Raw genomic sequence first — 26,224 nt, 5'->3', positions numbered from 1 at the left:
GTCTCCCCCTTCTAGACTATAATACACTAAAATATCTTGCCTCAGGGTGAGAAAATACCATAGCCGTTACGGACGCTTCTGGCTCCATCATGAATCCTTCTGTTAATGAAATACCTATTTCCTCTGGATGAATTAAGCGAAATAGCTTTTCTTGATCTGCAAGTTCTGGACACGCCGGATAACCAAATGACACTCGTATTCCTCTATATTTCGTACGGAAACGTTCTTCCATCGTCAGTTCAGGTGAGTCCGGAATGCCCCAGCGGTCACGAATGAGCATATGTGTTTTTTCAGCAAGTCCTTCCGCTAATTCAAGCGCTAACGATTGAATGGCATGACTACGTAGGTAATCACCTTTCGCCTTCCACTCTTCAGCAATGTCCCGAACTCCTTCCCCAACCGTAACAGATAAGAAAGCAACATAGTCCATCTCATCTCCTATTGGGCGCAAATAATCACCTAAAGTACGATAGGGAGCCTTTCCTTGTCTAGGGAATGTGAAACGCTCTATAACACGCGTATGATCTTCTGGATCATATATTACAATGTTTTGTCCGTCGCTTTGCGCTGGGAAAAATTGATACACCGCTTTCGGCTTTAACCAAGATTGTCCTTCCTGCAATAATTCATCTATTAAATCATTTAATTCATGTGCTCTCTTATCTCCCTCTTTCAAAAGCTTCTTCACATTTCCTTTTAATCCAAGGTGATGCCCAAGTAGCATTTGTCTATTTAAAAATGGAGCGAGATGAAGGGCCGGAATATCGCGTAATACAATTCGTTTTGTTGAATCAGGCACGATAACTTCAGCCTTCGGTAATGGCTCAATTACTGCTGGAATTTCTACTTTCTTCTCCTCTTTTTTTACGATATGAAGATGACGTTCTTTTTTATCCTGTTTCATCTTCTCACGCTCTTCTTCTTTTTGAAGCTTATTAATAATATCGAGCCCCGTCATCGCATCACTCGCATAACAAACGAGTCCTTTATATGATGGTGAAATCCGATTATCTGTAAACTTTCTCGTTAACGCTGCACCACCTACAACAATGGGCACATCAATATTTGCCGCTTTTAAATCTTCAGCAGTCGTTACCATTTGTTGCGCTGATTTTACTAATAAACCTGAAAGGCCTATAATATCCGGTTTCTTTTCTTGTACTTCTTGAACAATTCGATCCGAACGTACATTAATTCCTAAATTAATAATCTCATATCCGTTATTTGCTAAAATAATTTCAACGAGATTTTTCCCAATATCATGCACGTCACCTTTTACAGTTGCTAATAATACTTTCCCTTTTTTCGCACTATCACTAGATTCCATATGTGGCTCTAAATAGCTTACAGCAGCTTTCATACTTTCGGCACTTTGCAATACTTCAGCAACAATAAGTTCATTATTATTAAATAGTCGTCCTACCTCATCCATCCCTGTCATAAGCGGACCGTTAATAATATCAAGAGGTTTTCTTCCTTCTTCAAGTGCAAGACTTAAATCCTCTTGTAATCCTTGTTTCGTACCTTCTACAATATAATTTGCTAGTCTTTCATCAAGCGTTAACGTTTCTTGCACAACGACATCTTTCTTTTTAGCAACTCGGTAAAAGTTTGTAAATTCTTCTAACGTCTCTTTCGTCGTTTCAAACAGTAGTGCATCTGCAAGGCGTTTTTCTTCCTCTGGAATCGACGCATAGCGTTCTAATTTTTCCGTATTCACAATCGCGTAATCTAACCCTGCTTTCGTAGCATGATATAAAAAGACTGAATTTAATACCTCACGTCCAGCCGGTGGTAAACCAAATGATATGTTACTTACCCCTAAAATCGTTAAACACTCTGGTAACGCTTCTTTAATAAGGCGAATTCCTTCTATAGTCGCTGCTGCTGAACCAATATATTCTTCATCACCTGTCCCTACCGGAAACACAAGTGCATCAAAAATAATATCTGACGGGCGTATCCCATACTTCTTTGTAAGTAATTCATAGCTTCTTTTCGCAATTTCTATCTTTCGCTCCGCACTAACCGCCATACCGTCTTCATCAATTGTTCCTACAACTATAGCAGCACCATACTTCTGAAGAAGCGGTGTCACTTTTTTAAATCGTTCTTCTCCATCTTCTAAATTAATTGAATTAATAACAGCTTTTCCTTGAATATAAGTAAGAGCTCGCTCCATCACATTTTCATCTGTTGAATCAATCATAATCGGTACTTTTAAAACTTTCGTAACTTCTGCTAAGAAGTTTTCCATATCTTCTATTTCATCGCGATCAGGATCTGCCATACAAATATCAATAATATGAGCATTTTTCTTCACTTGCGCTCTTGCCACTTCAGCAGCCTCTTCAAATTTCCCTTCTGCTACTAATCGTTTAAATTTACGTGACCCAATAACATTCGTTCTTTCACCTACAAATAACGGTCTCATAGACTCATCATATTGCAGTGCTTCTAATCCACTAATTCCATGTCCTTCTCTCTCATGATGGTCACGAGGCTTAAGAGATGCTAGCGCGGATTTCATTGCTTTTATATGTTCTGGTGTCGTGCCACAACAACCACCAATAATATTAACCCACCCTTCTTCAGCAAATCGCTTCACCTTTTCAGCAAGAGAAGATGGAGATTCATGGTAATGTCCATCTTCATCAGGAAGACCTGCATTTGGATAACAAGAAATGTAACACTCCGATAAATCAGATAGTGAACGAATATGGTCCCTCATAAACTCCGGACCAGTCGCACAGTTTAACCCAACAGATAATGGTTTCATATGTTCTACTGATAAATAAAAAGCTTCAATTGTTTGCCCAGCCAGAGTCGTTCCCATTGGCTCAATCGTACCTGAAATCATAATAGGAACCGTTTTTTTCAGTTCTTCAAAAGCAGCTTGAATTCCAATATAAGCTGCTTTCACGTTACGCATATCTTGACTCGTCTCAACGAGTAATACATCAACTTCTCCTTTTAATAATCCTCGTGCCTGCCTTGTATAAGCCTCAATCAATTCTTCAAAAGTCACACCACCAGTAACACTAATTGCTTTCGTTGTTGGTCCCATCGCTCCCGCAACATATACTTCATTCCCGCTTTCTTTAACAGCTTGCTTCGCCAAAAGTGCTGCCTTTTCATTTAGTTCTTCATCTAAATGAGACAGCTCATAATCACTTAGTACAATATTCGTTGCCCCAAATGTATTTGTTTCAATAATATCCGCTCCAGCTTCAATATAAGCTTTATGAATCTTTAAAATAACGTCTGGTCTTGTTTCCACTAAATATTCATTACAGCCCTCGTACTCTTCTCCTCCGAAATCTTCAGCAGTTAAATCCTCTTGCTGAATCATTGTCCCCATTGCACCATCTAATATTAAAATGCTATTTTTCAATTTTTCTTCTATACACTTCATCAATTAATACCTTCTTTCACTTCTTGCTTTTCTCTTACATATTTAACAAGATGTTCTGTAATTTCATACTTTAAAAATGGTGTAATAAGATAAATACCATTAAAATATTTCATCGCTGCGTCGACCAATTCTTGTGAAATGCGAATCCCTTCCTCAATTGCTGCCTCTTTCGTTTCATGTCCATCCATTCTCTCTCTTATTTCTTCAGGAAGAGTAATACCTGGCACCTCAAAATGAAGAAAATCTGCATTCCGCTTACTTACTAACGGCATAATTCCAATAAAAATAGGTTGTTCCAAATGCTTTGTCGCTTCATACACTTCTTCAATTAACTTGATATCGTAAATTGGCTGAGTTAAAAAATACTCCGCTCCAGCATCTATTTTTCGTTCCATTCGCTTAACCGCTGCTTTTAAGTGCCTCACGTGAGGATTAAATGCGCCGCCTACAGAAAACCTTGTCGCCGGTCCAATTGATTTCCCTAAAATTGAACGTCCATCGTTCATTTCTTTAATCATTTTAATAAGCTCAATAGAGGATAAATCATATACAGAAGTGGCACCGGGAAAATCACCAACGCGCGCTGGATCACCAGTTAAAGCTAACACTTCTTCCATCCCTAACGCCGATAAACCTAACAAATGAGATTGTAGTCCAATGACGTTATGATCTCTACACGTTAAATGCGTCAATACTGGGATATCATGCTTCGTTAATAACGCACCCATCGCCATATTAGAGACACGAGGCGATGCTAATGAATTATCTGCTAGAGTAATAGCATCTGCTCCCGCTCTTTTTAACGCTCTTGCTCCTTCAAAAAAACGCTGTGTATCTAACGTTTTCGGTGGATCTAATTCCACTACAACTGTCGTTTGTTTTTTTGCTTTCTCTGCTAGAGTGACGTGAGCCTTCGAACGTTTCTCATGCGTATGAACGACTTTTGGCCTTTGAATCGTTTCTTTTTCTATTACAGGGGTAATATTCGCAACAGCGCGCTTCATACTTTGAATATGTTCTGGAGTCGTACCACAACAGCCACCCAATAACCGAATACCTTGCTCAATAAATTTCGGTGTCATTGCTTCAAAATAAGCTGGACTTCCCTCATATACGTAACGTCCCTCTACATAATTCGGGAGACCTGCATTTGGGTATGCTGATAAATAGCCATTTTGCGGAATCGATATCATTTTGAAAGCTTCCGTCATATGAAGCGGCCCCAGTTGACAATTCAATCCAACAACATTTGCACCGTAATCTATAAACTGCTTTAATATTTCATTGACATCATTTCCATTTTGAGTCGTACCTGCTTCATGTAACGCTAATTGCGCAACAATCGGAATATTCGTTTGCTTACGCAACACTTTAACAGCATGAAGTAATTCAAATTCATCATAAAAAGTTTCTAATAGTAATCCATCAACCTGTTCTTCTAGTAAAGCCCCCGCCTGTTCAAGTAACATAAACTCCCTTTCCATATCAGTCGTTGTAACAGCTCCGATATGTTTCATACCACCAATTGTTCCTAAAATTGCATTTTTATCTGTCACAGATGCTTTCGCTAATTTCACTGCCGCTCTATTAATTTTTGTAACTTGATTTTCTAAACCATACATACGTAATTTCGCCTCATTTGCTCCATACGTATTCGTTTGAATTACATCTGCTCCAGCAGCTACATATTGTTTATGAATGGATATAATTAGATCTGGATCAGATACGTTCAATTCTTCAAAGCTACTTTGCAAACCATGTGAATGCAATAACGTTCCAACCGCACCATCACCTATTACAACTCCTTTTGATAATAAATCTAGTAATTTCACGAATCTCCCTCATTTCTATCAATATAAAAACCCCCTCTTCACTTTGAAGAGGGGGACATAATTGTTCCTCCTCTTATTATGCAAAACATTCGTTTTGCAGGTATTAGCACCGTTTCAAACATTTCGTTTGAAGGTTGCCGGGTTTCACAGGGCCTTTCCCTCCACCGCTCTCAATAAGAGTTGTCTTTATTATTTTATTTATGTAGCTAAAAGGAAATGCGTTCCCCTTTTAACAATGTTTGTTAATTTTTTAATAAATTTAGCATGCACAAAAGTAAAAGTCAATGACACTTGCGGAAAAATAAAAATTATTTAAAATAAAGTTGCAATTCAATTATCTTTTATTGTAAAGTTAAAAACATAATAAAAATTTCATACGAACATTCTTATCTAGAGAGGTAGAGGGACTGGCCCTGTGACGCCTCAGCAACCATTAACATTTTGTTAATAAGGTGCTAATTCCAGCAAATTGTGAAAGATTTGACAGATGAGAAGAAGACTCTATTCAAACCGAAAGCCTTCTTCTTAGAAGGCTTTTTTTATTTTATATTCACTTAATGTTTCAATTTAAAAAGGAGGAATTTTCACATGTCAACAATCGAAACAAAACTAGCACAAATCGGAAATCGTAGTGAAACTACAACTGGAACGGTTAATCCACCAGTTTATTTCTCAACCGCTTATCGCCACGAAGGAATTGGTAAATCTACTGGCTTTGACTATTCACGAACTGGCAATCCAACTCGCGGTCTTTTAGAACAGGCGATCGCAGACTTAGAATATGGCGAACAAGGTTATGCCTGTAGTTCAGGGATGGCGGCTGTTCTCCTCGTCCTTTCTCTATTCCGCTCTGGAGACGAACTTATTGTATCTGAAGATTTATACGGGGGAACGTATCGATTATTTTCTGAGCATGAAAAAAAATGGAATGTTCGATGTAGATACGTAAATACACAGTCTATTAAACAAATTGAGCAAGCTATCACAACTGAAACGAAGGCTATTTTCATAGAAACTCCAACTAATCCATTAATGCAAGTTACTGATATTGCTGCTGTCGCAACTGTAGCGAAAAGGCACGGACTACTTCTTATTGTAGACAACACATTCTACACACCTTATATACAGCAACCATTAACAGAAGGTGCTGACATTGTACTTCATAGCGCAACGAAATATTTAGGGGGACATAACGATGTACTAAGCGGGCTTGTCGTTGCAAAAGGAAAGGAACTTTGCGAGGAAATCGCTCATTATCATAATGCATCAGGTGCAGTTTTAAGCCCATTTGACTCATGGTTATTAATTCGCGGTATGAAAACGTTAGCGCTTCGCATGAGACAACATGAAGAAAATGCGAAAGCAGTTGTTGCGTATTTAAATGATGAAGACGGGGTGACAGATGTATTTTATCCAGGAAGAGGCGGCATGATTTCATTCCGCCTTAAAGATGAAGCTTGGATTAATCCATTCTTACAATCTTTATCCTTAATTACATTTGCCGAAAGTCTTGGTGGTGTAGAAAGTTTAATGACTTATCCAGCAACGCAAACACATGCTGATATTCCTGAAGAAATTAGAACAGCAAACGGCGTATGCAATCGTCTTCTTCGATTCTCAGTTGGCATTGAAAATAGTAACGATTTAATTCAAGACTTAAAGCAAGCCATTAAACTCGTAAAAGAAGGTGTAAGAATATGAGCTATTCTATAGATACACTCTTACTACACAACCAATATAAACATGACTCGCAAACAGGCGCTGTGAACGTTCCTATTTATAACACATCAACTTTTCACCAGTTTGATGTAGATACGTTCGGAAAATATGACTATAGCAGGTCAGGAAATCCAACTCGTGAAGCTCTTGAAGATATCATTGCTTTATTAGAAGGCGGAACAAAAGGATTCGCCTTTGCATCAGGCATTGCAGCGATTTCCACTGCATTCCTCCTTCTTTCACAAGGTGATCACGTACTCATTTCAGAAGATGTGTACGGAGGCACTTACCGAGTGATAACTGAGGTACTCTCCCGTTACGGTGTTTCACATACATTTGTTGATATGACCAATTTAGAAGAAATAAAACAAAACATGAAACCAAATACAAAGCTCTTTTATGTAGAAACACCTTCTAACCCACTTTTAAAAGTGACAGATATTCGCGAGGTTTCTAAACTCGCAAAATCTATTGGCGCTCTTACTTTTGTTGATAATACATTTTTGACACCACTATTCCAAAAACCACTTGAACTTGGAGCTGATGTCGTTCTTCATAGTGCTACAAAATTTATTGCTGGTCATAGTGATGTTACTGCCGGATTAGCAGTAGTAAAAGATGCAGAACTCGCTCAAAAGCTTGGATTTTTACAAAATGCATTCGGTGCTATTTTAGGACCTCAAGATTGTTCTCTCGTACTTCGCGGTCTAAAAACATTGCACGTACGCCTCGAGCATTCAGCTAAAAATGCCAATAAAATCGCACATTATTTACAAGAGCACGCTAAAGTACAAAATGTCTATTATCCGGGATTACAAACACATCTCGGATTTGATATTCAACAATCTCAAGCAACATCAGCTGGAGCGGTCTTATCGTTTACTTTGCAGTCAGAAGATGCACTCCGCCAATTTTTATCAAAAGTAAAATTACCTGTTTTTGCAGTTAGTTTAGGAGCTGTAGAGTCAATTCTTTCTTATCCAGCAAAAATGTCACATGCAGCACTGTCGCAAGAAGCTCGTGATAAAAGAGGAATCTCTAATTCATTACTTCGGTTATCAGTCGGTCTTGAAAATGTTAACGATTTAATATCCGATTTTGAAAATGCCCTTTCTTATGTAGAAGAACCTGTAAATGCATAGAGAAAAAGAAGATATGAGATTAGATTTTCATATCTTCTTTTTCTGCGTTTTAGTTATATTCATTTGAATTTCTTCTTTTCTTATAGTCCATAAAAAAATAAAAGTATATCATCTATTTCTAAATAATGGATTAATTGATATATTAAGAAATAAAAAGGGGTGAAAATAATGGATATTTGTTCAGATATTTTAATCGTTATCGATTTACAAAATGGCGTATGTTATAGCGAGGAGCATTTATTTGATTTACAGAACTTACTAACAAAAGTAAATAAAAGAATTTATTCATACAGAAAATTAAATAAACCAATCCTTTTTGTTCAACATTGTGATGATGATTTAGTACCCGAGAAAGAACTTTGGGCTATTCATACCGATCTAGATGTTCAAGAACAAGATTTTTTTGTAAGAAAAACACATGCAAATTCATTTTATAAAACAAACTTAAAAGAAATTTTAGATCAATTATCTGTAAATTGCATTGAATTTTGTGGCGCCCAAACAGAGTACTGTATGGATGCTACGATTAAGTTTGCCCACGGACTAGGATACGAAAACTTTATGGTACAGAAAACAACCTCTACGTTGAATAATCCTTTTATGTCCGCAAAAGAGACAATTGATTTTTATGAGAACATATGGAATCACAGGTTTTTAACGTTGCTAAAAGATGAATTTTAGAATAAATGACTAATGACTTGATCATCCTAAGATTTATCAGCCGTAAGCAAATATTTCATTATCACCATAAAGAAGCGAATTACATTCAGCTTCTTTTCTTTTAACCTGTTTTATATTCTATATATATCATTATAATTCCTTTGTCATATTATTTTAAAAATTTCGTATATTCATTTGAAAGAATAAGAAAATCATGATAAAATTGTGTTACAAATATATCTATATCTTTCAATTTTTAAAACGCATCGAAATTTTCACCCAAAAATGTCATTTTACAAAAACATGCTAATTTACCTATTTTATTTACATCAGGGTCTCTTTTCTTACAATTTCTTTACTTTAGGACTTTTTTTCTGCAACAACTATTTTCTTTTCTTTAAATTTTTGGTATGTATAGTATGGTATAATAGCTCACACGGAGGTGGAAAAGAACATGTTAGAAACCTTTCAAAAAGAATTAGAACTATATGAAAGTAATGCAGAATTATTAAAAGTGCTAGCTCATCCTGTTCGTTTATGTATCGTAAAAGGATTAATCGAGCGCGGTCCAAGCAACGTTTCTACAATGTATACTGGCTTAAACATGCCACAATCTACAATTTCACAGCATTTAGCAAAATTAAAAAGCGCTAAAATCGTTTCTAGTGAAAGAAAAGGATTGGAAATTTATTACAAAGTAGAGAATGAAACAATCATTCAACTCGTTCGCGTATTATTAGGTTAGGGACTAATAATCGAAGAAAAAGAACGTATTCTATATTTTTCATCTCATATCTTTAATATAAATATATATCATGAGAGGAAATATATAATACTACATAAGTCGTATTAAAAAACAAGACACAGTATATACTGTGTCTTGTTTTTTATATTGTTACATACCGATCCAAATGTAAATGTTGCATATCTTTTGTATGTATAACAACATCAAATGCACTCCCTACTCCTCCATTCAAAATCATAGAACGAACTGCTCGATTTTGTTTTTGCGTTTCAGAAAAAGGATTCGTATCTTGATGGCTCGTAAGCTGTTCTAATATCCCTGCAGCTAACAAGAACTCAGATTGTTTCTTATGCCATACTGCACTCATTCCTTGCATACTAAACATCTCCTTTAGCTCGTCCCAATGAATATGAGTAGTAAGATCCATTTCACCTGGATGCGCTAGTGGGTTACGTATTAGCTTATGCTGATAATACCCTCGCAAACTTCCTTCACGGTGTGCTGGATGCATCCATTCTTCTTTTGTGTATCCATAATCAACTGTAATACATATACCTTTTTGAAACCATTTCGCAATTTCTTTTATATACTCCTCCATCACAATTGGTACTTCAAAACGTTGCCCTTCAGCAATATGAATATTATATTTCAATAAATAGCGACCAATTCTTTTATCTAACGGCCTACATACTTCTGAAAGGTTTCCTTCCTCTGTATATGTAATACGTACTTCATACAACATACCATTTCTTTTCTCAATTATTTCAACAGGAAATGCATCAAACAACTCATTAGAAAAAAGAATTCCCTCGAAAGAATCTCCCATTTCACTATAGGAGGTATAGTACGATACATTAGAAAATGAGCCAAGGTGCTCCTGCTGTAATTTTCTATGAAAAGGGCTCACTTCAATCATTGAATAGTTTAAATCAATAAAGGTTTTTGGAGATAATTGCTTCCATTCTTGTAAAACATCATAGGCAAACTTCCCTGTTCCTCCGCCAATTTCACAAATATTCGGAGCAACTTCACCATTTTCAACAAGACGAATAAAAAGTTTAGCAAAAGTTTTTGCAAACACAGAGGATACGTTGCTACTTGTAAAAAAATCCCCTTGTCTTCCAATCTTTTCACGTTCTTTCATATAATATCCATGACCTTCTGTATACAATACAAGGTTCATATACGTACTATATGAAATTGAATAATCCTTTTCTTTCCCCATCCATTCTCTTAAAATGAGCTCCATTCCCATAATGACTCCTTATTGTAAAAACGGATTATTTTCTTTTTCAAAGCCAATGCTTGTTTCTGGACCATGTCCACATAAAACCGCTGTTTCATCTGGTAATACAAATAATTTCTCTTCAATACTTCCAATTAATTCAGCGAAACTTCCACCAGGTAAATCTGTTCTTCCAATGCTCATTTGGAACAATACATCTCCTGAGAATACAGCATTCGCCTCTTTACTATAATAAGAAATACTTCCTGGAGAATGTCCTGGTGTCTCAAAAATTTCAAAATTAAATGATCCAATTGTTAATGTACCTTCTGCATCAATAATATGATCCGCTGGTTTTGCTGTAATACTGCGGTTCATCATAAAAATTTGAGAGCCGTTTACAGTTGCATCTCCTAACCAATCTGCTTCTTCTTTATGTACATACACAGGAATATGAAAAGTGTCTCTTACCGCATCAACAGCACCGATATGATCAAAGTGAGCATGTGTTAATAAAACAGCTAATGGTTTTAATTGTTCTTCTTGTAAATATGTAACGAGCTTTTCACCTTCATGACCAGGGTCAAAGATAATGCACTCTTTTTGATCGTTCATTAAAATATAAGCATTCGTTTGTAATGGGCCTAACGGCATTTGTATCCATTTCATATGAAAATCTCCTCCAGTTATTAAACTTACTTTTAATGATACAACATTTCTTTCTCTGAGGAAAAGAAAGGATGCTATCTCGACAATCATTTTTAAAACATGTACAATATAAAAGAGTAAATATTCCAAAAACTCATAATAAGAAATGGGTAGACAGAGGAGGATATTGTATGGGCCTTGTTATTATTTTTACACTTGTCACTCTGTTAGCTGTATTTGCTACGCTTAGAACACTTCGTGAAAAAAACTTTTTCGCGAGCGGCTTTGCAATTGCAACTGTACTCGTTTTCGGATGGTTTACGATCATGACTGTTCTATATAACGGGTATCCACCAGCAGCTTAATTCGTTTACACTTTATTCTTCATCGAGATTTCACACAAAAAGAGGAAGGGTTCCCCCTTCCTCTTTTCATATTTCACAACTTATATCATCTTCGCTTCATATTTGTGCTTTTTTACAAGCCAAGCTCCTCCGATAACACCTGCATCATTACCAAGTGTTGCAATAGCTAACTTCGTGCTCTTTACAGCACGTGAGAAAGCATATTGCTCGAAATAGCGTTGAATTGGTTCTAATAGCGCATCTCCAGCTTTAGACACGCCTCCACCAATAACAATTTTCTCTGGGTTCAATGTACTAGAAAGGTTCGCTACAGCTAATCCTAAATAAGAGGCTACTTTTTCTACTACTTCACCTGCTAATTCATCACCTTGTCCAAGTGCTTCAAAGACATCTTTTGATGTAATACGTCCTTCTTCAGCTAACATAGAACGCAACATGCTCTCTTTATTAGTCTCTTGTATTTTTTGCATAGCAACACGTACAATACCTGTCGCAGATGCTACTGTTTCTAAGCAACCAGACTTCCCGCAATTACATGGGAAAGCATTTTCTGTAACGACTGTAATATGTCCAATCTCACCAGCAGCACCACTCACGCCGTGTACAATCTCACCATTGGCGATTACACCACCACCAACGCCCGTACCAAGTGTCATACAGATTAAATCTTTTGCACCTTCACCAGCACCTTTCCACATTTCACCAAGCGCTGCTAAGTTTGCATCATTATCAATAACAACAGGTAATCCTGTTTCTACTTCTAATAAGTCTTTTAGCGGATAGTTTTTCCATCCTAAATTAACCGCTTCATAAATCATTCCAGACGCCACATGTACAGGACCAGGAGCTCCCATACCAATACCAATTAACTTGCTCTTCAATTCGCCTAATTCTTCTAGCTTTTTATCAATTGCTTTCGCAACATCAAGTGTAATATGTTTTCCTTGCTCACCTGTATTCGTAGGGATTTCCCACTTATGTAAAATTTCACCGTATACATTAATAAATGCTAATTTAATCGTTGTACCACCAAGGTCAACACCAACTAACCATTTCTCTTCCATGTTGCTTACCTACCTTTATCTAATTCTTATTTAGCTCTTTTTGAATTTCTTGCTTCAATAAAAATAAAGCTGTTTGATAGTCTTGTGGATCGATTAGCTGTGATTGATTTAATTCACGCAATTCATCTTGCATTAATTGTAAATCTGCAATTCGATCTCCCGTATAAATAATCGTACCAAATTTCTTTAGCAATTGCTGAATATCATAAATAGATACCATTTCATCACCCTCTATGCTCACTTACTATAAAAAATTATAATAAGAAAACGTTCACATATTTTATTATAATCAAGAAGAAAAAGTCTCGTCAATTTTTATTTGTCTATACAAGCTTATTTGTAAGCATTGTTCCTTTTTCTGTAATAATTTTTTCTATGTTTTTATCAAATGGCTCTACCGGAATGTGTTTTACCATTTGAAAATCATACGCTAATGATAGCGTTTTCCCTTTATAATGCACGAGATAACGATCATAATAGCCACCGCCGTACCCAATTCGCTCTCCTCGTTCTGTATAAGCTACGCCTGGGACAATTTGAAGATCAATTTCATCCATATTCACTTCTTCCGTAAGCCCGGGAATCGGTTCACGTAAATTCATATACACCGTTTCTAATTGATCAAAATTATTAATTTGCCGGAAGGACATCGTTCTTGTTCCTTTATTACACTTAGGAACTACAACTTTCTTTCCTTCTTCCCAAGCTTTTTCGATAATAGGATATGTATTCACTTCATTTTCCATTGAAAGAGTAATTCCAATTGTTTTAGCTTCAACCCACTCTTTTTGCGCATACAACGAAAATGCAATCTGTTCTGATAAAGTTGTATACTGTTCTTCTGATAAAGAATTCATGTGTTCTATTATTTGTTTACGCAAATGTACTTTCTCTGCTTTCACACATTCTCCCCCTTACAGTGACACTTTACTCTATGCTGATAGTGTATCACTTTTAACATAGGAATCGAATAAAAAAAGAAACAGTAGGAAAATATTCCTACTGCTTACTTTGTTTCACGGTGTAACGTAGACTTCTTGTCACGCTTGCAATACTTTTTAAGCTCGATACGCTCAGCGTTGTTACGTTTATTTTTCTTTGAGATATAGTTACGATCTCCGCATTCTGTACATGCTAGAGTAATATTCACACGCATTCTTATTTCCCTCCAGTACTAATAACTTAAATCAGACTATACTATAATACCACTTTTAAAATAAAAATTCTACACCTTTTGATATTGTCTAATTTTTTCTATAAGATTTTTCATATTTTCCCTTGCTATTACTGGGTTTCTAGCATGTGAATACACCAAAAATTTTGGTTGTTTTATGTCAGAAACGATATAAGACCACTCTTTTTCAGTATATTTGAACTGCACTCCTTCAAATATCCCTTCTCCCTTCCTTTCTATATCATCCAATAATTTCCTCATAATTTCCCCTTTTTCATTCCATGAACATACCACTTCATCATAAAGTAAATAGAGCGGAGGTGATTGCTCTACTATGCTGAGAAACGTTTTTCCTTGCAATGCTATTAGCTCGAATAATTTTCCAATCCGATATAAAATATCTCGCTTCCACCTCACTTGAAACGACTTTCTTTCATCCTGCGTATAAAATAGAAGATAACATTCTCCTAACTTCAAAGACATTGGGTAAATATTTCCTGTCGATTCGAGCAAGAAATCTGGAATATCTACCTCTTCCAAATCTGTACCTTGGTAAATATTACTATGTTTATCGTATAACTCGAAATGATTTCCTTTCTCCGAAAACATAAGAGCCATATTCGCTTTACTTGATTTCATCAAAGCTTTCACATGATCTTTTTGTTCGCTTGCATAAATCCATGTAACTGTACAACCAAGTCTTTGCAGAAAGAGCATAAGTAAATGTTGCAACGTATCATTTCTCTTATTAATAAGAAGATGAAACTTCTGCATCTGTATTTTCTCGATATCAATATGCTCCAATATAACTTCTATATACTCATTCATAGAAACATGAACGAGCTTATTACGCCCCATTTCTTTCTCCTGCACGTAATAAAACAATTCGGACATATATATTTGTTCTATCTCTTTTTGCTGCTTATACGTTAACGGCATGCCAGCTTGACCGTATAACTTTATAACAATCTCATTCTCATTCTCCACTTGAATGAAAACACCACCTGCACATTGCAAATGATGAACACTATATTGAAAAAGTGACTCGTTCATTTCTTTACATTCCATCGTATGAATCCCTATACCATGAATAGCATGTAAAAATAAATTTTTATAAGAGGTTGTTTCTATATTTTCTTGACTTCCAATTAATATACTTTCTCCTTTTTCAAAAAGAGAACCATACGCCATCGCAATCTTCACGATAAACTGGGGAGTAATTTCAACATTCCCTCTTCCTACAATGCGGCTTTTTTGTAACCACCCTGCACTCATTTCACTCTCTTGAATACCAGCCGCTCCTACTATCGAATGACTATCAATCGCCTTATAAGGCCATAGTTTTCCTTTTTGCTTAATTACCGTACTTCTCCCGATATGACAGTGATCCGCTACAACACTTTTTTGAAACAGTGTAACATCATCTTCAACTATTGTACGCTCTCCTATTGTCGTTTCTAATAGTTCACAATACTTCCCAATGTGGGCATTCGCAAAAACAATACTTTTTTGAAGATGAGAATAACTTGAAACGATACTATTTTTCCCAATAATAGAATATGGCTCAATTACAGCTCCTGTACCAATCTTTGCTCCTTCTCCAATAAAAGAGGGGCCATGAATTTTCGTCCCTTTACCAATCGTCACCCCTTCCCCCATCCATACCATAGGTAATACTTCTGTATAAGGAATAGGTACTTGTAACTTTTTCGTTAACAAATCAAATTGTGCTTGTCGATATTGATTAAATGTGCCGATATCTAACCAATAACCTTCTGACAAATATGCGAATAACAAATTTTTGTTTGCCAATAATGGAAACACATCATGACTGAAATCAAAAAATTGCCTAGGCGGTATGTAAGAAAAGATTTCTGGCTCCATAATATATATGCCTGTATTCACAACATTAGATACTACCTCATTCCAGCCCGGCTTTTCTATATATCGTGTAACCTCCTGGTTTTTATTCATTACAACCAATCCAAATGAGAGTGGATTTTCTACTTCTTTCACAAACATTGTTACCATTCTTTTCTTTTGTTCATGAAACCTAATTCCTTCTGATAATTGAAAGTCAGTTAATGCATCCCCGCTTATCACAACAAATGTTTCATCTAAAAATTGTTCTGCTTGTTTAATACTCCCTGCTGTGCCAAGCGGAGGAGAGTCTTCAAAATAATACAAGTTAACTCCCCATTTACTACCGTCACCAAAATATTGCTTAATGGTCGTACTCATATATTGAACAGTAATTGCAATTTCACGAATACCATGCTGACGTAATAACTCAATATTATATTCTAAAACTGGTTTTTCTAATAATGGTAACATCGGCTTTGGAGTATTACATGTTAATGGTCTAAGGCGTCTTCCTTTTCCTCCAGCTAAAATAACCCCCTTCATATACTTCAGCCTCCACTTATATAATGTTCAGTAACTCCATATACCATATGTATATTCCCTATCCCACATGAACTAGCAGCATAAACTTGATTAGTTAAACAAATCCTCATTTAGAAGACCATATAATTAAATTTCTCACCTATAAAAACGTACGTTTCAAACAACAAGAAAGCGCTTACTGTAAATTGGTAAATAATACTTATTAACGACAAACATATATACTAATTTTTCCATTACATTATGATACATCTTATCATCATAAACTAAAGGAAACAACGAGCTTTTTTTGTCATGTTTTGACTAAAAAAAGCAGGTGATTTCTCATCACCTGCTTTTATTCCTACTCATTCAATAAATAATGCTTTCCTTTTACTAAATAAAAGACATTTTCAGCAATATTTGTAATATGATCTGCTACACGCTCAATATATCTCGCGACAAATGATAATTGTGTAATTTGCGTAATTGCTTCTGGTTGTTCCGGAACCGACGATATAAACTCACGAATTGCTTTTCCATATATTTCATCAACGGAATCATCCATTTCAGCAATTTGTTTCGCAAAAGTTAAATTTTCTTGTTCATATGCTTCTAACGCTAAATGCAACATCTCATTTGCAACCGCAAACATTTCATCCAGGTTGTGCAAACTAACAGCCACTTCTTTTTCCCCAAGACGAATTGTAGCCTTTGCAATATTAACAGCATGATCTGCAATACGCTCTAAATCTGTCGCTGTTTTAATTGAAATAAAAATCCTTCTTAAGTCACTTGCTACAGGTTGCTGCTTCGTAATGAGCATAAGCGCAAGATCGTTTATTTCCTCTTCTAAATTATCCATGCGGTAATCACCATCAATGACCTCTAACGCTTTCTCTACATCCCTTGTATGCAGACCTTCCATAGCCATCAATAAAGCCGCATTTGCTAATTCTCCAAGCTCGATCACCTTTTGCTGTAACGCTTTTAAATCACCTTGAAACTGTTCTCTTACCATTTTTCTTCCCCCTCAATATTATGTGCCATTATATAAAAGTGAAACTTTAATCAACCCTCATCAATCGGGATTTGATAGGCAGCAAGATCCCCTCCCTAACTTCTTTGCTTTCGCTAAATTTTAAGGTGGGGGTCTTACTGCCCGCAAATAGCGGGGTAAATCTCCTACATAGCCTCTTGCGCTTGTAATAAACCTTAAGATAAGGAGAAGTATTAGTTCTCTATTAACAGTAAGATAAAATAAGAAATGCCCTCTGTTAAGAGGGCATTTGCTCTTAGCTTTGAAACGATATCAACCAAAGCGACCTGTAATATAATCTTCTGTACGCTTATCTGAAGGAGTCGTAAATAATTTGTTTGTATCTGTATACTCCACAACTTCCCCGCTTAAGAAGAAAGCTGTTTTGTCTGAAATACGCGCTGCTTGTTGCATATTATGCGTTACGATAACAATACTAAAATCTTTCTTTAGCTCTTGAATTAATTCTTCTACTTTTAATGTTGAAATTGGGTCTAATGCCGATGTTGGCTCATCCATTAAAATAACGTCTGGCTCAATAGCTAAGCAGCGTGCGATGCATAGACGCTGTTGCTGTCCACCAGATAAACCGTATGCATTATCGTGCAAACGATCTTTTAACTCATCCCAAATCGCTGCTCCACGTAAACTTTTTTCAACAATTTCATCTAATGTCTTTTTGTCACGAATACCATGGATTTTTGGACCGTATGCTACATTCTCATAAATAGATTTTGGAAATGGATTTGGCTTTTGGAACACCATTCCTACATGCGTTCTTAATTCTTCAACTGGATATGATTTATCAAATATATTGCGTTCTCTATATTCAATTACACCTGTAGTTCGAACAATCGGTACTAATTCTACCATGCGATTTAATGTTTTTAAGTAAGTTGATTTACCACAGCCACTTGGACCGATAATGGCTGTAACTTCATTCTCATGAATACTTAAATTAATATCTTTTAAAGCATGGTCTTCCCCATACCATAAATTTAAGTTTTTCGTATCAAATACTACCTTCTTTGGCGCAGTCTCGATTTTCTCTTCGTTTTTCACCTGTACATTTACTACTGTTGCTACCATTTGAATTCCCCTTTCATCCACTTCCAACTTATTTTCGATTTCGTAACCATAAAACAAATATATTAATAAATAGCAACAAACCTAACAAAACAATCATCCCAGCTGCTGCTACATACTGAAATTCTTCTTGTGGCCTACTCATCCAATTAAAAATTTGAATTGGTAGAACTGTAAATCTATCAAACATACTAAATGGAACATAATTTGCAAACGCAAGTGCCCCAATAACTAATAGTGGTGCAGCTTCTCCAATTGCTCTTGATATCGCTAACGTACAGCCCGTTATAATCCCTGGGAAAGCATATGGCAATACAATTTGATACATCGTTTGCCACTTCGTAGCACCTAATCCGTAAGAACCCTCTAATAATACACTTGGTACTGATCGAATTGCTTCTTGACTCGCCACAACAACTGTTGGTAAAACGAGTAGACTCATCGTCAGTGCTGCTGCAACTATACTCTCTCCTAAATGAAGAGCATATACAAAAATAGTTAAACCAAGCAATCCAAATACAACGGATGGTACTCCTGCTAACGTTTGATTATTAATCTCTATTATTTTTTTAAATAGAGATTCCTTCGCATATTGCTCTAAATAAAGTGCTGTTCCAACTCCAAATATAAAAGAAACAGGTATAACAATACTCATAAATAATATTGTCCCTGACAAAGCTGCAGCAATACCAGCTTCTTTCGGATTACGTGAAGCGAAATTTGTAAAGAAATTTATTGAAAGATAACTTATACCTTTTTCAACAATTTGAAACAGTAACAAAAACAAAATTACCATTGAAAATAAAATTGCTATATAAAATAACAATTTGTAAATTCGATCTTTTAAAAAGCGTGATGCCATGTTTTTTTGTATTTTTTTATGATTCAACATTCGCATATTATGTCATCCTCCTAAAACGGCGCATAATAGACTGCGAAATGATGTTCATAATAAAGGTAAACAAAAATAACGTTGCACCTACAGCATACATGCTGTAATACGTAATCGTTCCATGCGGAGCATCACCTAAACTTACTTGCACAATATAGGCTGTTAACGTTTGAATAGAATGTGTCGGATCAAGCGATACATTCGGTGTGGATCCTGCTGCAATTACAACAATCATCGTTTCACCAATTGCACGAGAGGCCGCTAATATAATTGCTGCCATAATCCCTGTAAAAGCGGACGGAAACACCACTTGTTTTACCATTTCAAACCGCGTCGCTCCGAGTGCTAATGAAGCTTCTTTCGTCCCTTTCGCCACAGCTCTCATCGCGTCTTCAGATAGAGATGCAACTGTAGGCATCATCATAAATCCGATAACGATTCCTGGACTAATCGCATTAAAAAACTGTAAATCTGGTATAAGCCTTTGTAAAAGCGGCGTAACAATTGTTAATGCAAAAAAACCATATACAATTGTCGGGATACCTGCTAATAGCTCTAACATTGGCTTTAATATTTTCCGTGCACTATTTGAAGCATATTCGCTTAAAAATACGGCACACGCTAAACCGATAGGAATTGCTACAAACATAGCAATTGCAGTTATAAGGAACGTTCCACATATAAGTGGTAATATACCGAATTTAGGGTCTTCAAAAAATGGTAACCATTCTTTCTCCGTCAAAAAGGAGTATAATGATATTTTTTGAAAAAACATAATTGTTTCATTAGAGAGCGTAAAAACAATTCCAAGTGTCGTCACAATAGAAACGCTAGCAATTATTTTTAGTAATAAAGGCACTATTCGATTGATTCGCTGCGTTTTTTTTCTTTGTTTTGTATTTCTTTCAATCAAATGTTGTACAGAAAATGTAATTTGACTTTTGTCATTATGAGCCAAAGATGAAAACCCCTTTCCACCCTGACATTACCTTTTTATTTCTGTTAACATACGCAGCTGTTCATTGTATTTTTCTTTTCGTAATTTTACATACCCGACCTCTTCAGCGAGGTTACCGACATGCTGAATCATAAACTCAACATAGTTTGCTACATTCATTTTATTTCGGATAGATGCATTATTCACATAAGCAAGTAGCGGCCTAGATAACGGCTTATACTTACCTGATTGAATGGTCTCTTTCGTCGGAAATACACCATTTACTTTTATTGCTTTCACCTTATCTCGATTAGCCATATAATAAGCATATCCTACAAAAGCAATGGCATGTTTATCATTCATTACCCCTTGCATAATAACTTGATCATCTTCAGACAAAGAGACTTTTTTTACAATGCGATGATTTTGTAAGATGACATTTTGAAAATAATCATACGTACCAGAGTCTACGCCTGGTGCATAAAACTTCACTTGTTCACGTGGCCATGTTGAATGAATTTGTGACCATCGCTTCTCTCTTCCATCTTCACTCCAAAGTAGTCGTAACTCGTCTACTGACATATCGTCTACCCATGTATTATGGCGATTCACAACAATCGTAAGACCGTCGTTAGCAACCTCAAAAGGTGTGAACTGAATAGAGTTTTTCTTCATTTCATTTTTCTCGACTTGTTTCATTACTCTCGAAGCATTATTTATATCTACTTCTCCTTTACTGAAACGATTAAATCCTCCCCCAGTTCCAGAAATACTGATGGAAATTTTCACGTCTGGATGCACCTTTGTATATTCCTCCGCTACTGCTTCTATAATAGGAAAAACCGTTGAGGATCCATCAACTCTCACTTCTCCCTTATCATTTAAAGCAAATGCAGTAGACATTTCAAAACAGAGGAACCATATTGATAATACGAAAATCTTAATCGGTGTACGCATCCATTTCACGTGTTCTTCCTCCTAGAAGTAACCGGAAATAACAGGATTACAGATATAAGAATACTGCTAAACTATTAATTCGGTTTTAATTGTTTGTAAAAGTTTTGTAAAGTTCCACAAAAATCAACATACGATACAATTTTAATTCAGTAGTAGCTATTCATTTCCTCTGATGATTTCCCTATAAAATATTTATCCCCTATCCCACCATATACAAGTATCATTTATAGGGCCGCGTTTTTTAAATGTTGTATACTTGTCCACATTTATTACACGATATGCATAAACCATAAAAAAAAGCACACTATCTTTTCATATAGTGTGCTTTTTTACAACTTTTTTATTCATCATCTTGATCTTTGTTTTTATTGTCTTTATCATCTTTTGGAGCTTCACCATTTACTTCTTTGTTTTTCAAATCAAAGTAAGCGTCCATAATTTCACGACCAATATATCCATTAATACCAGTCTTATCATCATGTACCCATGGAACGACAACAGAGAATGCTACTTCTGGATCTTCAAGTGGCGCATAACCTACTAATGTTAAGTTATATGTTTCCACACGTTCACCTTTTGCATTTCTACCAATCTCTTTATCTCCACCATACACAGTTTGAGCTGTACCAGTTTTCCCAGCAGCTTTATATTTTGCACCTGTAAAGTACTTTGTAGCTGTACCACCTGAATCATTATACACTTGTCTAAATCCTTCTTGAACACGTTTAATTTGCGATTCTGGCATATCAATACGATTTAATACTTTCGGTTCCATAGATTGAACAACTTTCCCAACTTCATCTGGTTTCACTGCCGGTTGACGAATTTCTTTTACAACTTGTGGTTGCATACGATATCCGCCATTGGCAATCGTCGAAATATATTGCGCTAATTGAAGCGGTGTATACGTATCATACTGTCCAATTGATAAATCTAGTAAGAAACCTGGTTGACTACTCTTACCCATCTGACCAGCAGATTCATTCGGTAAATCAATTCCTGTTTTTACACCAAGTCCAAACTGTCCGAAATAATAACGCATCGTATCAAATGCTTTTTGAGGTATATCTAACGTACCACCTCTCACATATGGAACACCGGCGATATTCATCGCTGTTTTAAACATATAAACGTTAGAAGACATTTTTAAAGCTGTAAGGTCATTAATGTATCCCATCGTTTTCCAAGACGACTTCGTAGGTGTACCTTTTAATTTAATTGGTTCATCCAATTGTACTGCCCCTGGTTGAATCGCACCAGTTTGATATCCAGTAAGTACTGTTGCACCTTTTACAGTTGACCCCATCGGATAAGAACTTGTCATGGTACCTAATGCAAAGTCATTTACTTTCGTTTGACCATCTTCGTTAACTAATTGTTTCCCCGCCATAGATAAAACTTCACCATTTTTTGGGTTCATCATTACAACAAATGCGCGATCTAAAAGAGGTTCACTTCCTTTAAACCTCATTAAATTCTTCGCAAGAATATCTTCCACGCGCTTTTGTAATTCCATATCAATTGTTAAGTTCAGGTCATTACCACTTTGTCCTTTTGATACATTAATCGTTTCTAAAATATTACCGTTTTTATCTGTAACATTTCTAACTTCTGCTTTCGTACCATGCAGGCTATCTTCATACTGTTGTTCAAGATAACTTTTTCCTACTCGGTCATTTCGATTGTAATCACGAACAAGATAGTAATCTAGTCTTTCTCTCGGTAAGCCTTCATCAGATGTCGACACCCCACCAAGTACACTTCGGAATAAATCATCGTACGTATATTTTCGCTCCCAATCAACATTCGTATCTACACCTGGTAATGCTGCTAGGTTTTCACTAATAATCGAATATTCCTTTTCTGTAGCATCCTTTTTAATAACTTGAGGTGTCATTGCATATCCGCCGTCCATCTTACTCTTAATCGCTAGTATTTCTAGATCTTTGGCGGATAATTGATTAATCTCTTCTTCTGTTACACGACTTCGCTGACGCTCGTCTAATTCTTTATCATCAATTTTTTTATCTTTAAACTCTTGACGATCTTTATTCGTAATTTTTTCTTTAGCTTCCTCTTTATGCATAGCAAGCCAATAATCTTTTTTATCGCGATCTGTTAATTTATCTGTCGGTACTTCAATCAAATCTGCTAGCTTTTTCGCTGTTTCTAAGCGATCCTCTGCAGTTGATCCCTTCATTTTTGTAAATGTAATAGTACGAATGGCTGCATTATCTACTACAGGTCGCCCATAACGGTCAAATATTTTCCCACGCGGTACAGGATTACTTATCGTTGAGTTTTCTTTCTTCTCCACTTCATTCTTATATTCTTCACCGCGAACAATTTGTACATATCCGAGCCTTACAATAACCGCGGAGAACATTAAAAACACGCAGAAAAACAACACGTTTAATCGAAAAGGAACGTGGGTCTTTTTCTTATTTTGCTTCTGCTTCTTGCTCATACAAACCCCCTCTACCAACAGCTATGTAATGTGAAAGGGACACCCTCATACAGGTGTCCTCACTGCTGTCTTACATCTTTTTCTATTCTAGCATAAAACAAACGAGAAGTTAACCTTCTGGTTCAGTTTGGTTTTGCGCGTTCTCTTGCGTTACAACACTTGTTTTACTCGCATTTCCCTCATCATATTTGACATTTTTAACTGCAAAATAAATAAGAAAATGTCCAGCACCTAAAATACATAATAAGTAAGGTAAACTTTTTTCAGGTGGAAAGAATAGTACAGCACATAAAAAACTTAAAATGGAACAGATTCTTCCGGCGTTTAACCATAACTCCCGAACAACGACATATTCCACACGCCATTCTCTCGCATTTTTCGCTCTACCAATTACATCATATGTCATTGATCCGTACGGAACAAGTAAAATAGGATATGCAATCGCAATACATGCCGCATAAATAAGTAATTTCGTGTATGTAACATTGAAAATAACTAAAAAGACGACAGCATATAAAATAATGCCCCCAAGTAAAATTGCTTTTTTTCGCCACTCCTTCTTTAACATACGAGCAACTAAGTAATAACATACAAAGGATACAGCAGAGTTCACTAAACTGTATTTCCCTAATGCGAACTCACTATTAGTTGCTAAATAAACATATACTGAAATGACAAAAATAAACGTCCCTTCTCTCAATCCTTGGAAAAAATGAGCTCGTGTAATCTTTCCCCAATTTTTATCAATCCGTCGTTCTTTCAATACTTGCACGATTTCATAACGCCCTTCACATTCTCTTTTAGATAAAAAGAAGCTTAAGACGACAGCAATTGCAAATAGAACTAATGAAAGAAAGAATATAACAGTATAGCCACTCCATTTCTCCATACGTGAAATTGTGTATCCTGCTGCTATTGGTCCAATCATCCCAGAGAAGGATGTAAGAAGTCCAAGAAACCCATTAAAGAAATCTCTTGTTTCTGGTTCTGTAATTTCAAATGTCAATAAGTTAAAAGCCAACCAGTAAAAACCGTATCCTACTCCTAAAAGAGCCCCCATTAATAGAATATACTGAGAAGCACTTTTCCCTGCTACTAAGACAACGATAAAAAAAATTGCGAGCGTTCCTACCCCTATTCGTAATAAAATCGAGCGATCGATACGTTTCGCTAATTTCCCCCCTACAAGAAATGTGAGAGGCTGTAATACCACGCTGGCTAAATTATACAAGCCAAGATTCACATAATTTTGTGTTTGTTTCCATAAATAAATATTTACAAACGTATTCGATAAAGAAATTGCGAGCGTGTATAAACCTCCTATAAGGAGCAATAACACTAAATCCCGATTCACTTCAACGTCACCAATTATATGTTTCCATTTCATACACAACTCTCCTTTACTTCATGTTCTAGTCTTCCAAAGACAAGCCCAATTATGTAAAAGGAAAGCATAGAAAAAAGCTAGGGGCTCTCCCCTAGCTTTTTCTATATTTGTTACAATTATTTTGCTTCTTGGTAACGTTTTTCAGCAGCGTTCCAATCTACAACGTTCCAGAATGCACCGATGTAGTCTGGACGACGGTTTTGGTAGTTTAAGTAGTAAGCATGCTCCCAAACATCTAAACCGATAACTGGCGTTTTACCTTCAGTTAAAGGAGAATCTTGGTTTGGAGTGCTTGTTACTTCTAACTCACCATTGTTTACTACTAACCAAGCCCAACCAGAACCGAAGCGAGTTGCGCCAGCTTTTGCGAATTCTTCTTTGAATGCATCGAAGCTACCGAATTTTGCTTCAATTGCAGTTGCAAGTTCACCTACAGGTTGTCCTCCGCCGTTTGGAGATAGGATTGTCCAGAAGAATGTATGGTTAGCATGTCCGCCACCATTGTTACGTACTGCTGTACGGATTGCTTCTGGTACTTCGTTTAAGTTTGCAACTAATTCTTCTACGCTTTTGTCAGCTAATTCTGCATGACCTTCTAAAGCAGCGTTTAAGTTTGTAATGTACGTGTTGTGATGTTTTGTATGATGGATGTTCATTGTTTCTTTGTCAAAGTGAGGCTCTAAAGCATCATACGCATAAGGTAAATTTGGTAATTCGTGTTTTGCCATTGTTATATTCCTCCCAGTTTATGTATTGCCACTTAAGTGACATACAACTTCATTCTACCCTAATTGCCATAGGGTGCAAACAAATAAATCACATTGTCTTGCTATCATTAAAGTAGCAAAATTCCCACTTCTTTTCAATTAAAATGCTCATATATTCCGTAAAAAAAGCTTCCTTCTACAAGGAAGCTTCCTGCTAACATAATAAACATGTGAAATGGATATGGACCCTGTAGGACTCGAACCTACGACCGGACGGTTATGAGCCGTCTGCTCTAACCAGCTGAGCTAAGGGTCCACAATTATGTATGTAACAACATATCAAATAAAGGAATTCCTATCGGATATGCTCTTTAAGAAATG

General features: G+C 36.2%; 22 protein-coding genes, 1 tRNA gene and 2 riboswitches. Of the genes, 5 read left to right on the top strand and 18 right to left on the bottom strand.

The window, feature by feature from the left end; all coding sequences use genetic code 11:
- Window positions 1–16: 16 nt before the first annotated feature.
- Window positions 17–3,415, bottom strand: coding sequence for a methionine synthase (metH, locus tag B9A45_RS08055; RefSeq protein ID WP_061138952.1), 3,399 nt, complete (start codon window positions 3,413–3,415; stop codon window positions 17–19).
- Window positions 3,415–5,247, bottom strand: coding sequence for a bifunctional homocysteine S-methyltransferase/methylenetetrahydrofolate reductase (locus B9A45_RS08050; RefSeq protein ID WP_084063974.1), 1,833 nt, complete (start codon window positions 5,245–5,247; stop codon window positions 3,415–3,417). The genes metH and B9A45_RS08050 overlap by 1 nt, the downstream gene beginning before the upstream one ends.
- Before the next feature lie 70 nt (window positions 5,248–5,317).
- Window positions 5,318–5,427, bottom strand: a riboswitch (SAM riboswitch).
- A gap of 203 nt (window positions 5,428–5,630) precedes the next feature.
- Window positions 5,631–5,741: riboswitch (SAM riboswitch) on the top strand.
- Between the two features lie 94 nt (window positions 5,742–5,835).
- On the opposite strand from B9A45_RS08050, the gene metI reads away from it, so the two are divergent.
- The 4 genes from metI to B9A45_RS08030 all read left to right on the top strand — a co-directional run bounded on the left by metI (window position 5,836) and on the right by B9A45_RS08030 (window position 9,513).
- Complete coding sequence (metI, locus tag B9A45_RS08045; RefSeq protein WP_000103889.1) at window positions 5,836–6,948, top strand: cystathionine gamma-synthase/O-acetylhomoserine thiolyase; 1,113 nt, start codon at window positions 5,836–5,838, stop codon at window positions 6,946–6,948.
- Complete coding sequence (gene metC / locus B9A45_RS08040; RefSeq protein WP_000122302.1) at window positions 6,945–8,108, top strand: cystathionine beta-lyase; 1,164 nt, start codon at window positions 6,945–6,947, stop codon at window positions 8,106–8,108. Before metI ends, metC begins: the two co-directional genes overlap by 4 nt.
- A 168-nt stretch (window positions 8,109–8,276) precedes the next feature.
- The gene (locus B9A45_RS08035) at window positions 8,277–8,789 is read left to right on the top strand and encodes a cysteine hydrolase family protein (protein ID WP_000350341.1); all 513 of its coding nucleotides are present in this window, start codon (window positions 8,277–8,279) and stop codon (window positions 8,787–8,789) included.
- Between the two features lie 433 nt (window positions 8,790–9,222).
- Window positions 9,223–9,513 (top strand): ArsR/SmtB family transcription factor, encoded by a 291-nt coding sequence (locus tag B9A45_RS08030; protein WP_000894377.1) that lies wholly within the window; start codon window positions 9,223–9,225, stop codon window positions 9,511–9,513.
- A 142-nt stretch (window positions 9,514–9,655) separates the two neighbouring features.
- Here the strand turns inward: B9A45_RS08030 and B9A45_RS08025 are convergent, their stop codons facing one another.
- Window positions 9,656–10,768, bottom strand: a complete 1,113-nt coding sequence (locus B9A45_RS08025; RefSeq protein WP_058840117.1) for a class I SAM-dependent methyltransferase — start codon at window positions 10,766–10,768, stop codon at window positions 9,656–9,658.
- A gap of 9 nt (window positions 10,769–10,777) precedes the next feature.
- Window positions 10,778–11,407 carry an MBL fold metallo-hydrolase gene (locus tag B9A45_RS08020; protein WP_000871233.1) on the bottom strand — a complete coding sequence of 210 codons (630 nt, stop codon included), beginning with the start codon at window positions 11,405–11,407 and terminating at the stop codon, window positions 10,778–10,780.
- A gap of 170 nt (window positions 11,408–11,577) precedes the next feature.
- On the opposite strand from B9A45_RS08020, the gene B9A45_RS08015 reads away from it, so the two are divergent.
- Window positions 11,578–11,751 (top strand): DUF2759 domain-containing protein, encoded by a 174-nt coding sequence (locus B9A45_RS08015; protein WP_000524852.1) that lies wholly within the window; start codon window positions 11,578–11,580, stop codon window positions 11,749–11,751.
- An 80-nt stretch (window positions 11,752–11,831) separates the two neighbouring features.
- On the opposite strand, the gene glcK is transcribed toward B9A45_RS08015, so the two are convergent.
- From glcK to B9A45_RS07945, 14 genes are all read right to left on the bottom strand, one after another.
- On the bottom strand, window positions 11,832–12,815 hold the full coding sequence (gene glcK / locus B9A45_RS08010; protein ID WP_000391701.1) for a glucokinase: 984 nt from the start codon (window positions 12,813–12,815) through the stop codon (window positions 11,832–11,834).
- 19 nt (window positions 12,816–12,834) lie between these two features.
- Window positions 12,835–13,035 (bottom strand): YqgQ family protein, encoded by a 201-nt coding sequence (locus B9A45_RS08005; RefSeq protein ID WP_000253699.1) that lies wholly within the window; start codon window positions 13,033–13,035, stop codon window positions 12,835–12,837.
- Window positions 13,036–13,138: 103 nt separating this feature from the next.
- A complete protein-coding gene (locus B9A45_RS08000) occupies window positions 13,139–13,717 on the bottom strand; it encodes a 5-formyltetrahydrofolate cyclo-ligase (RefSeq protein WP_084063973.1) in 579 nt (192 codons plus the stop codon).
- Between the two features lie 104 nt (window positions 13,718–13,821).
- Complete coding sequence (gene rpmG, locus B9A45_RS07995; protein WP_001265616.1) at window positions 13,822–13,971, bottom strand: 50S ribosomal protein L33; 150 nt, start codon at window positions 13,969–13,971, stop codon at window positions 13,822–13,824.
- 69 nt (window positions 13,972–14,040) lie between these two features.
- On the bottom strand, window positions 14,041–16,395 hold the full coding sequence (locus tag B9A45_RS07990; RefSeq protein ID WP_070756952.1) for a sugar phosphate nucleotidyltransferase: 2,355 nt from the start codon (window positions 16,393–16,395) through the stop codon (window positions 14,041–14,043).
- Between the two features lie 340 nt (window positions 16,396–16,735).
- On the bottom strand, window positions 16,736–17,392 hold the full coding sequence (gene phoU, locus B9A45_RS07985) for a phosphate signaling complex protein PhoU (RefSeq protein ID WP_000251243.1): 657 nt from the start codon (window positions 17,390–17,392) through the stop codon (window positions 16,736–16,738).
- Window positions 17,393–17,683: 291 nt separating this feature from the next.
- Complete coding sequence (pstB, locus tag B9A45_RS07980; protein WP_000226681.1) at window positions 17,684–18,499, bottom strand: phosphate ABC transporter ATP-binding protein; 816 nt, start codon at window positions 18,497–18,499, stop codon at window positions 17,684–17,686.
- Window positions 18,500–18,527: 28 nt separating this feature from the next.
- Window positions 18,528–19,394 (bottom strand): phosphate ABC transporter permease PstA, encoded by an 867-nt coding sequence (pstA, locus tag B9A45_RS07975; RefSeq protein WP_001242564.1) that lies wholly within the window; start codon window positions 19,392–19,394, stop codon window positions 18,528–18,530.
- A 1-nt stretch (window position 19,395) separates the two neighbouring features.
- Window positions 19,396–20,346: a phosphate ABC transporter permease subunit PstC gene (gene pstC / locus B9A45_RS07970; protein ID WP_000940912.1), complete on the bottom strand. Its 951-nt coding sequence runs from the start codon at window positions 20,344–20,346 to the stop codon at window positions 19,396–19,398.
- Window positions 20,347–20,373: 27 nt separating this feature from the next.
- Entirely contained in the window at window positions 20,374–21,291 is a 918-nt protein-coding gene (locus tag B9A45_RS07965) for a PstS family phosphate ABC transporter substrate-binding protein (protein ID WP_000871817.1), read from the bottom strand.
- Between the two features lie 331 nt (window positions 21,292–21,622).
- Complete coding sequence (locus B9A45_RS07960; RefSeq protein WP_000038982.1) at window positions 21,623–23,749, bottom strand: peptidoglycan D,D-transpeptidase FtsI family protein; 2,127 nt, start codon at window positions 23,747–23,749, stop codon at window positions 21,623–21,625.
- A gap of 109 nt (window positions 23,750–23,858) precedes the next feature.
- Window positions 23,859–25,136: an MFS transporter gene (locus B9A45_RS07955; protein ID WP_000871385.1), complete on the bottom strand. Its 1,278-nt coding sequence runs from the start codon at window positions 25,134–25,136 to the stop codon at window positions 23,859–23,861.
- A 116-nt stretch (window positions 25,137–25,252) separates the two neighbouring features.
- The gene (gene sodA, locus B9A45_RS07950) at window positions 25,253–25,864 is read right to left on the bottom strand and encodes a superoxide dismutase [Mn] (protein ID WP_001052031.1); all 612 of its coding nucleotides are present in this window, start codon (window positions 25,862–25,864) and stop codon (window positions 25,253–25,255) included.
- 221 nt (window positions 25,865–26,085) lie between these two features.
- Window positions 26,086–26,159 (bottom strand) — tRNA-Ile (locus B9A45_RS07945).
- Window positions 26,160–26,224 lie beyond the last annotated feature (65 nt).

It is taken from the genome of Bacillus sp. JKS001846, from assembly GCF_900176455.1.
GTDB lineage: Bacteria > Bacillota > Bacilli > Bacillales > Bacillaceae_G > Bacillus_A > Bacillus_A cereus.
The sequence above is the reverse complement of the archived record's forward strand: the minus strand, read 5'-3'. Positions and strand labels throughout refer to the sequence as shown.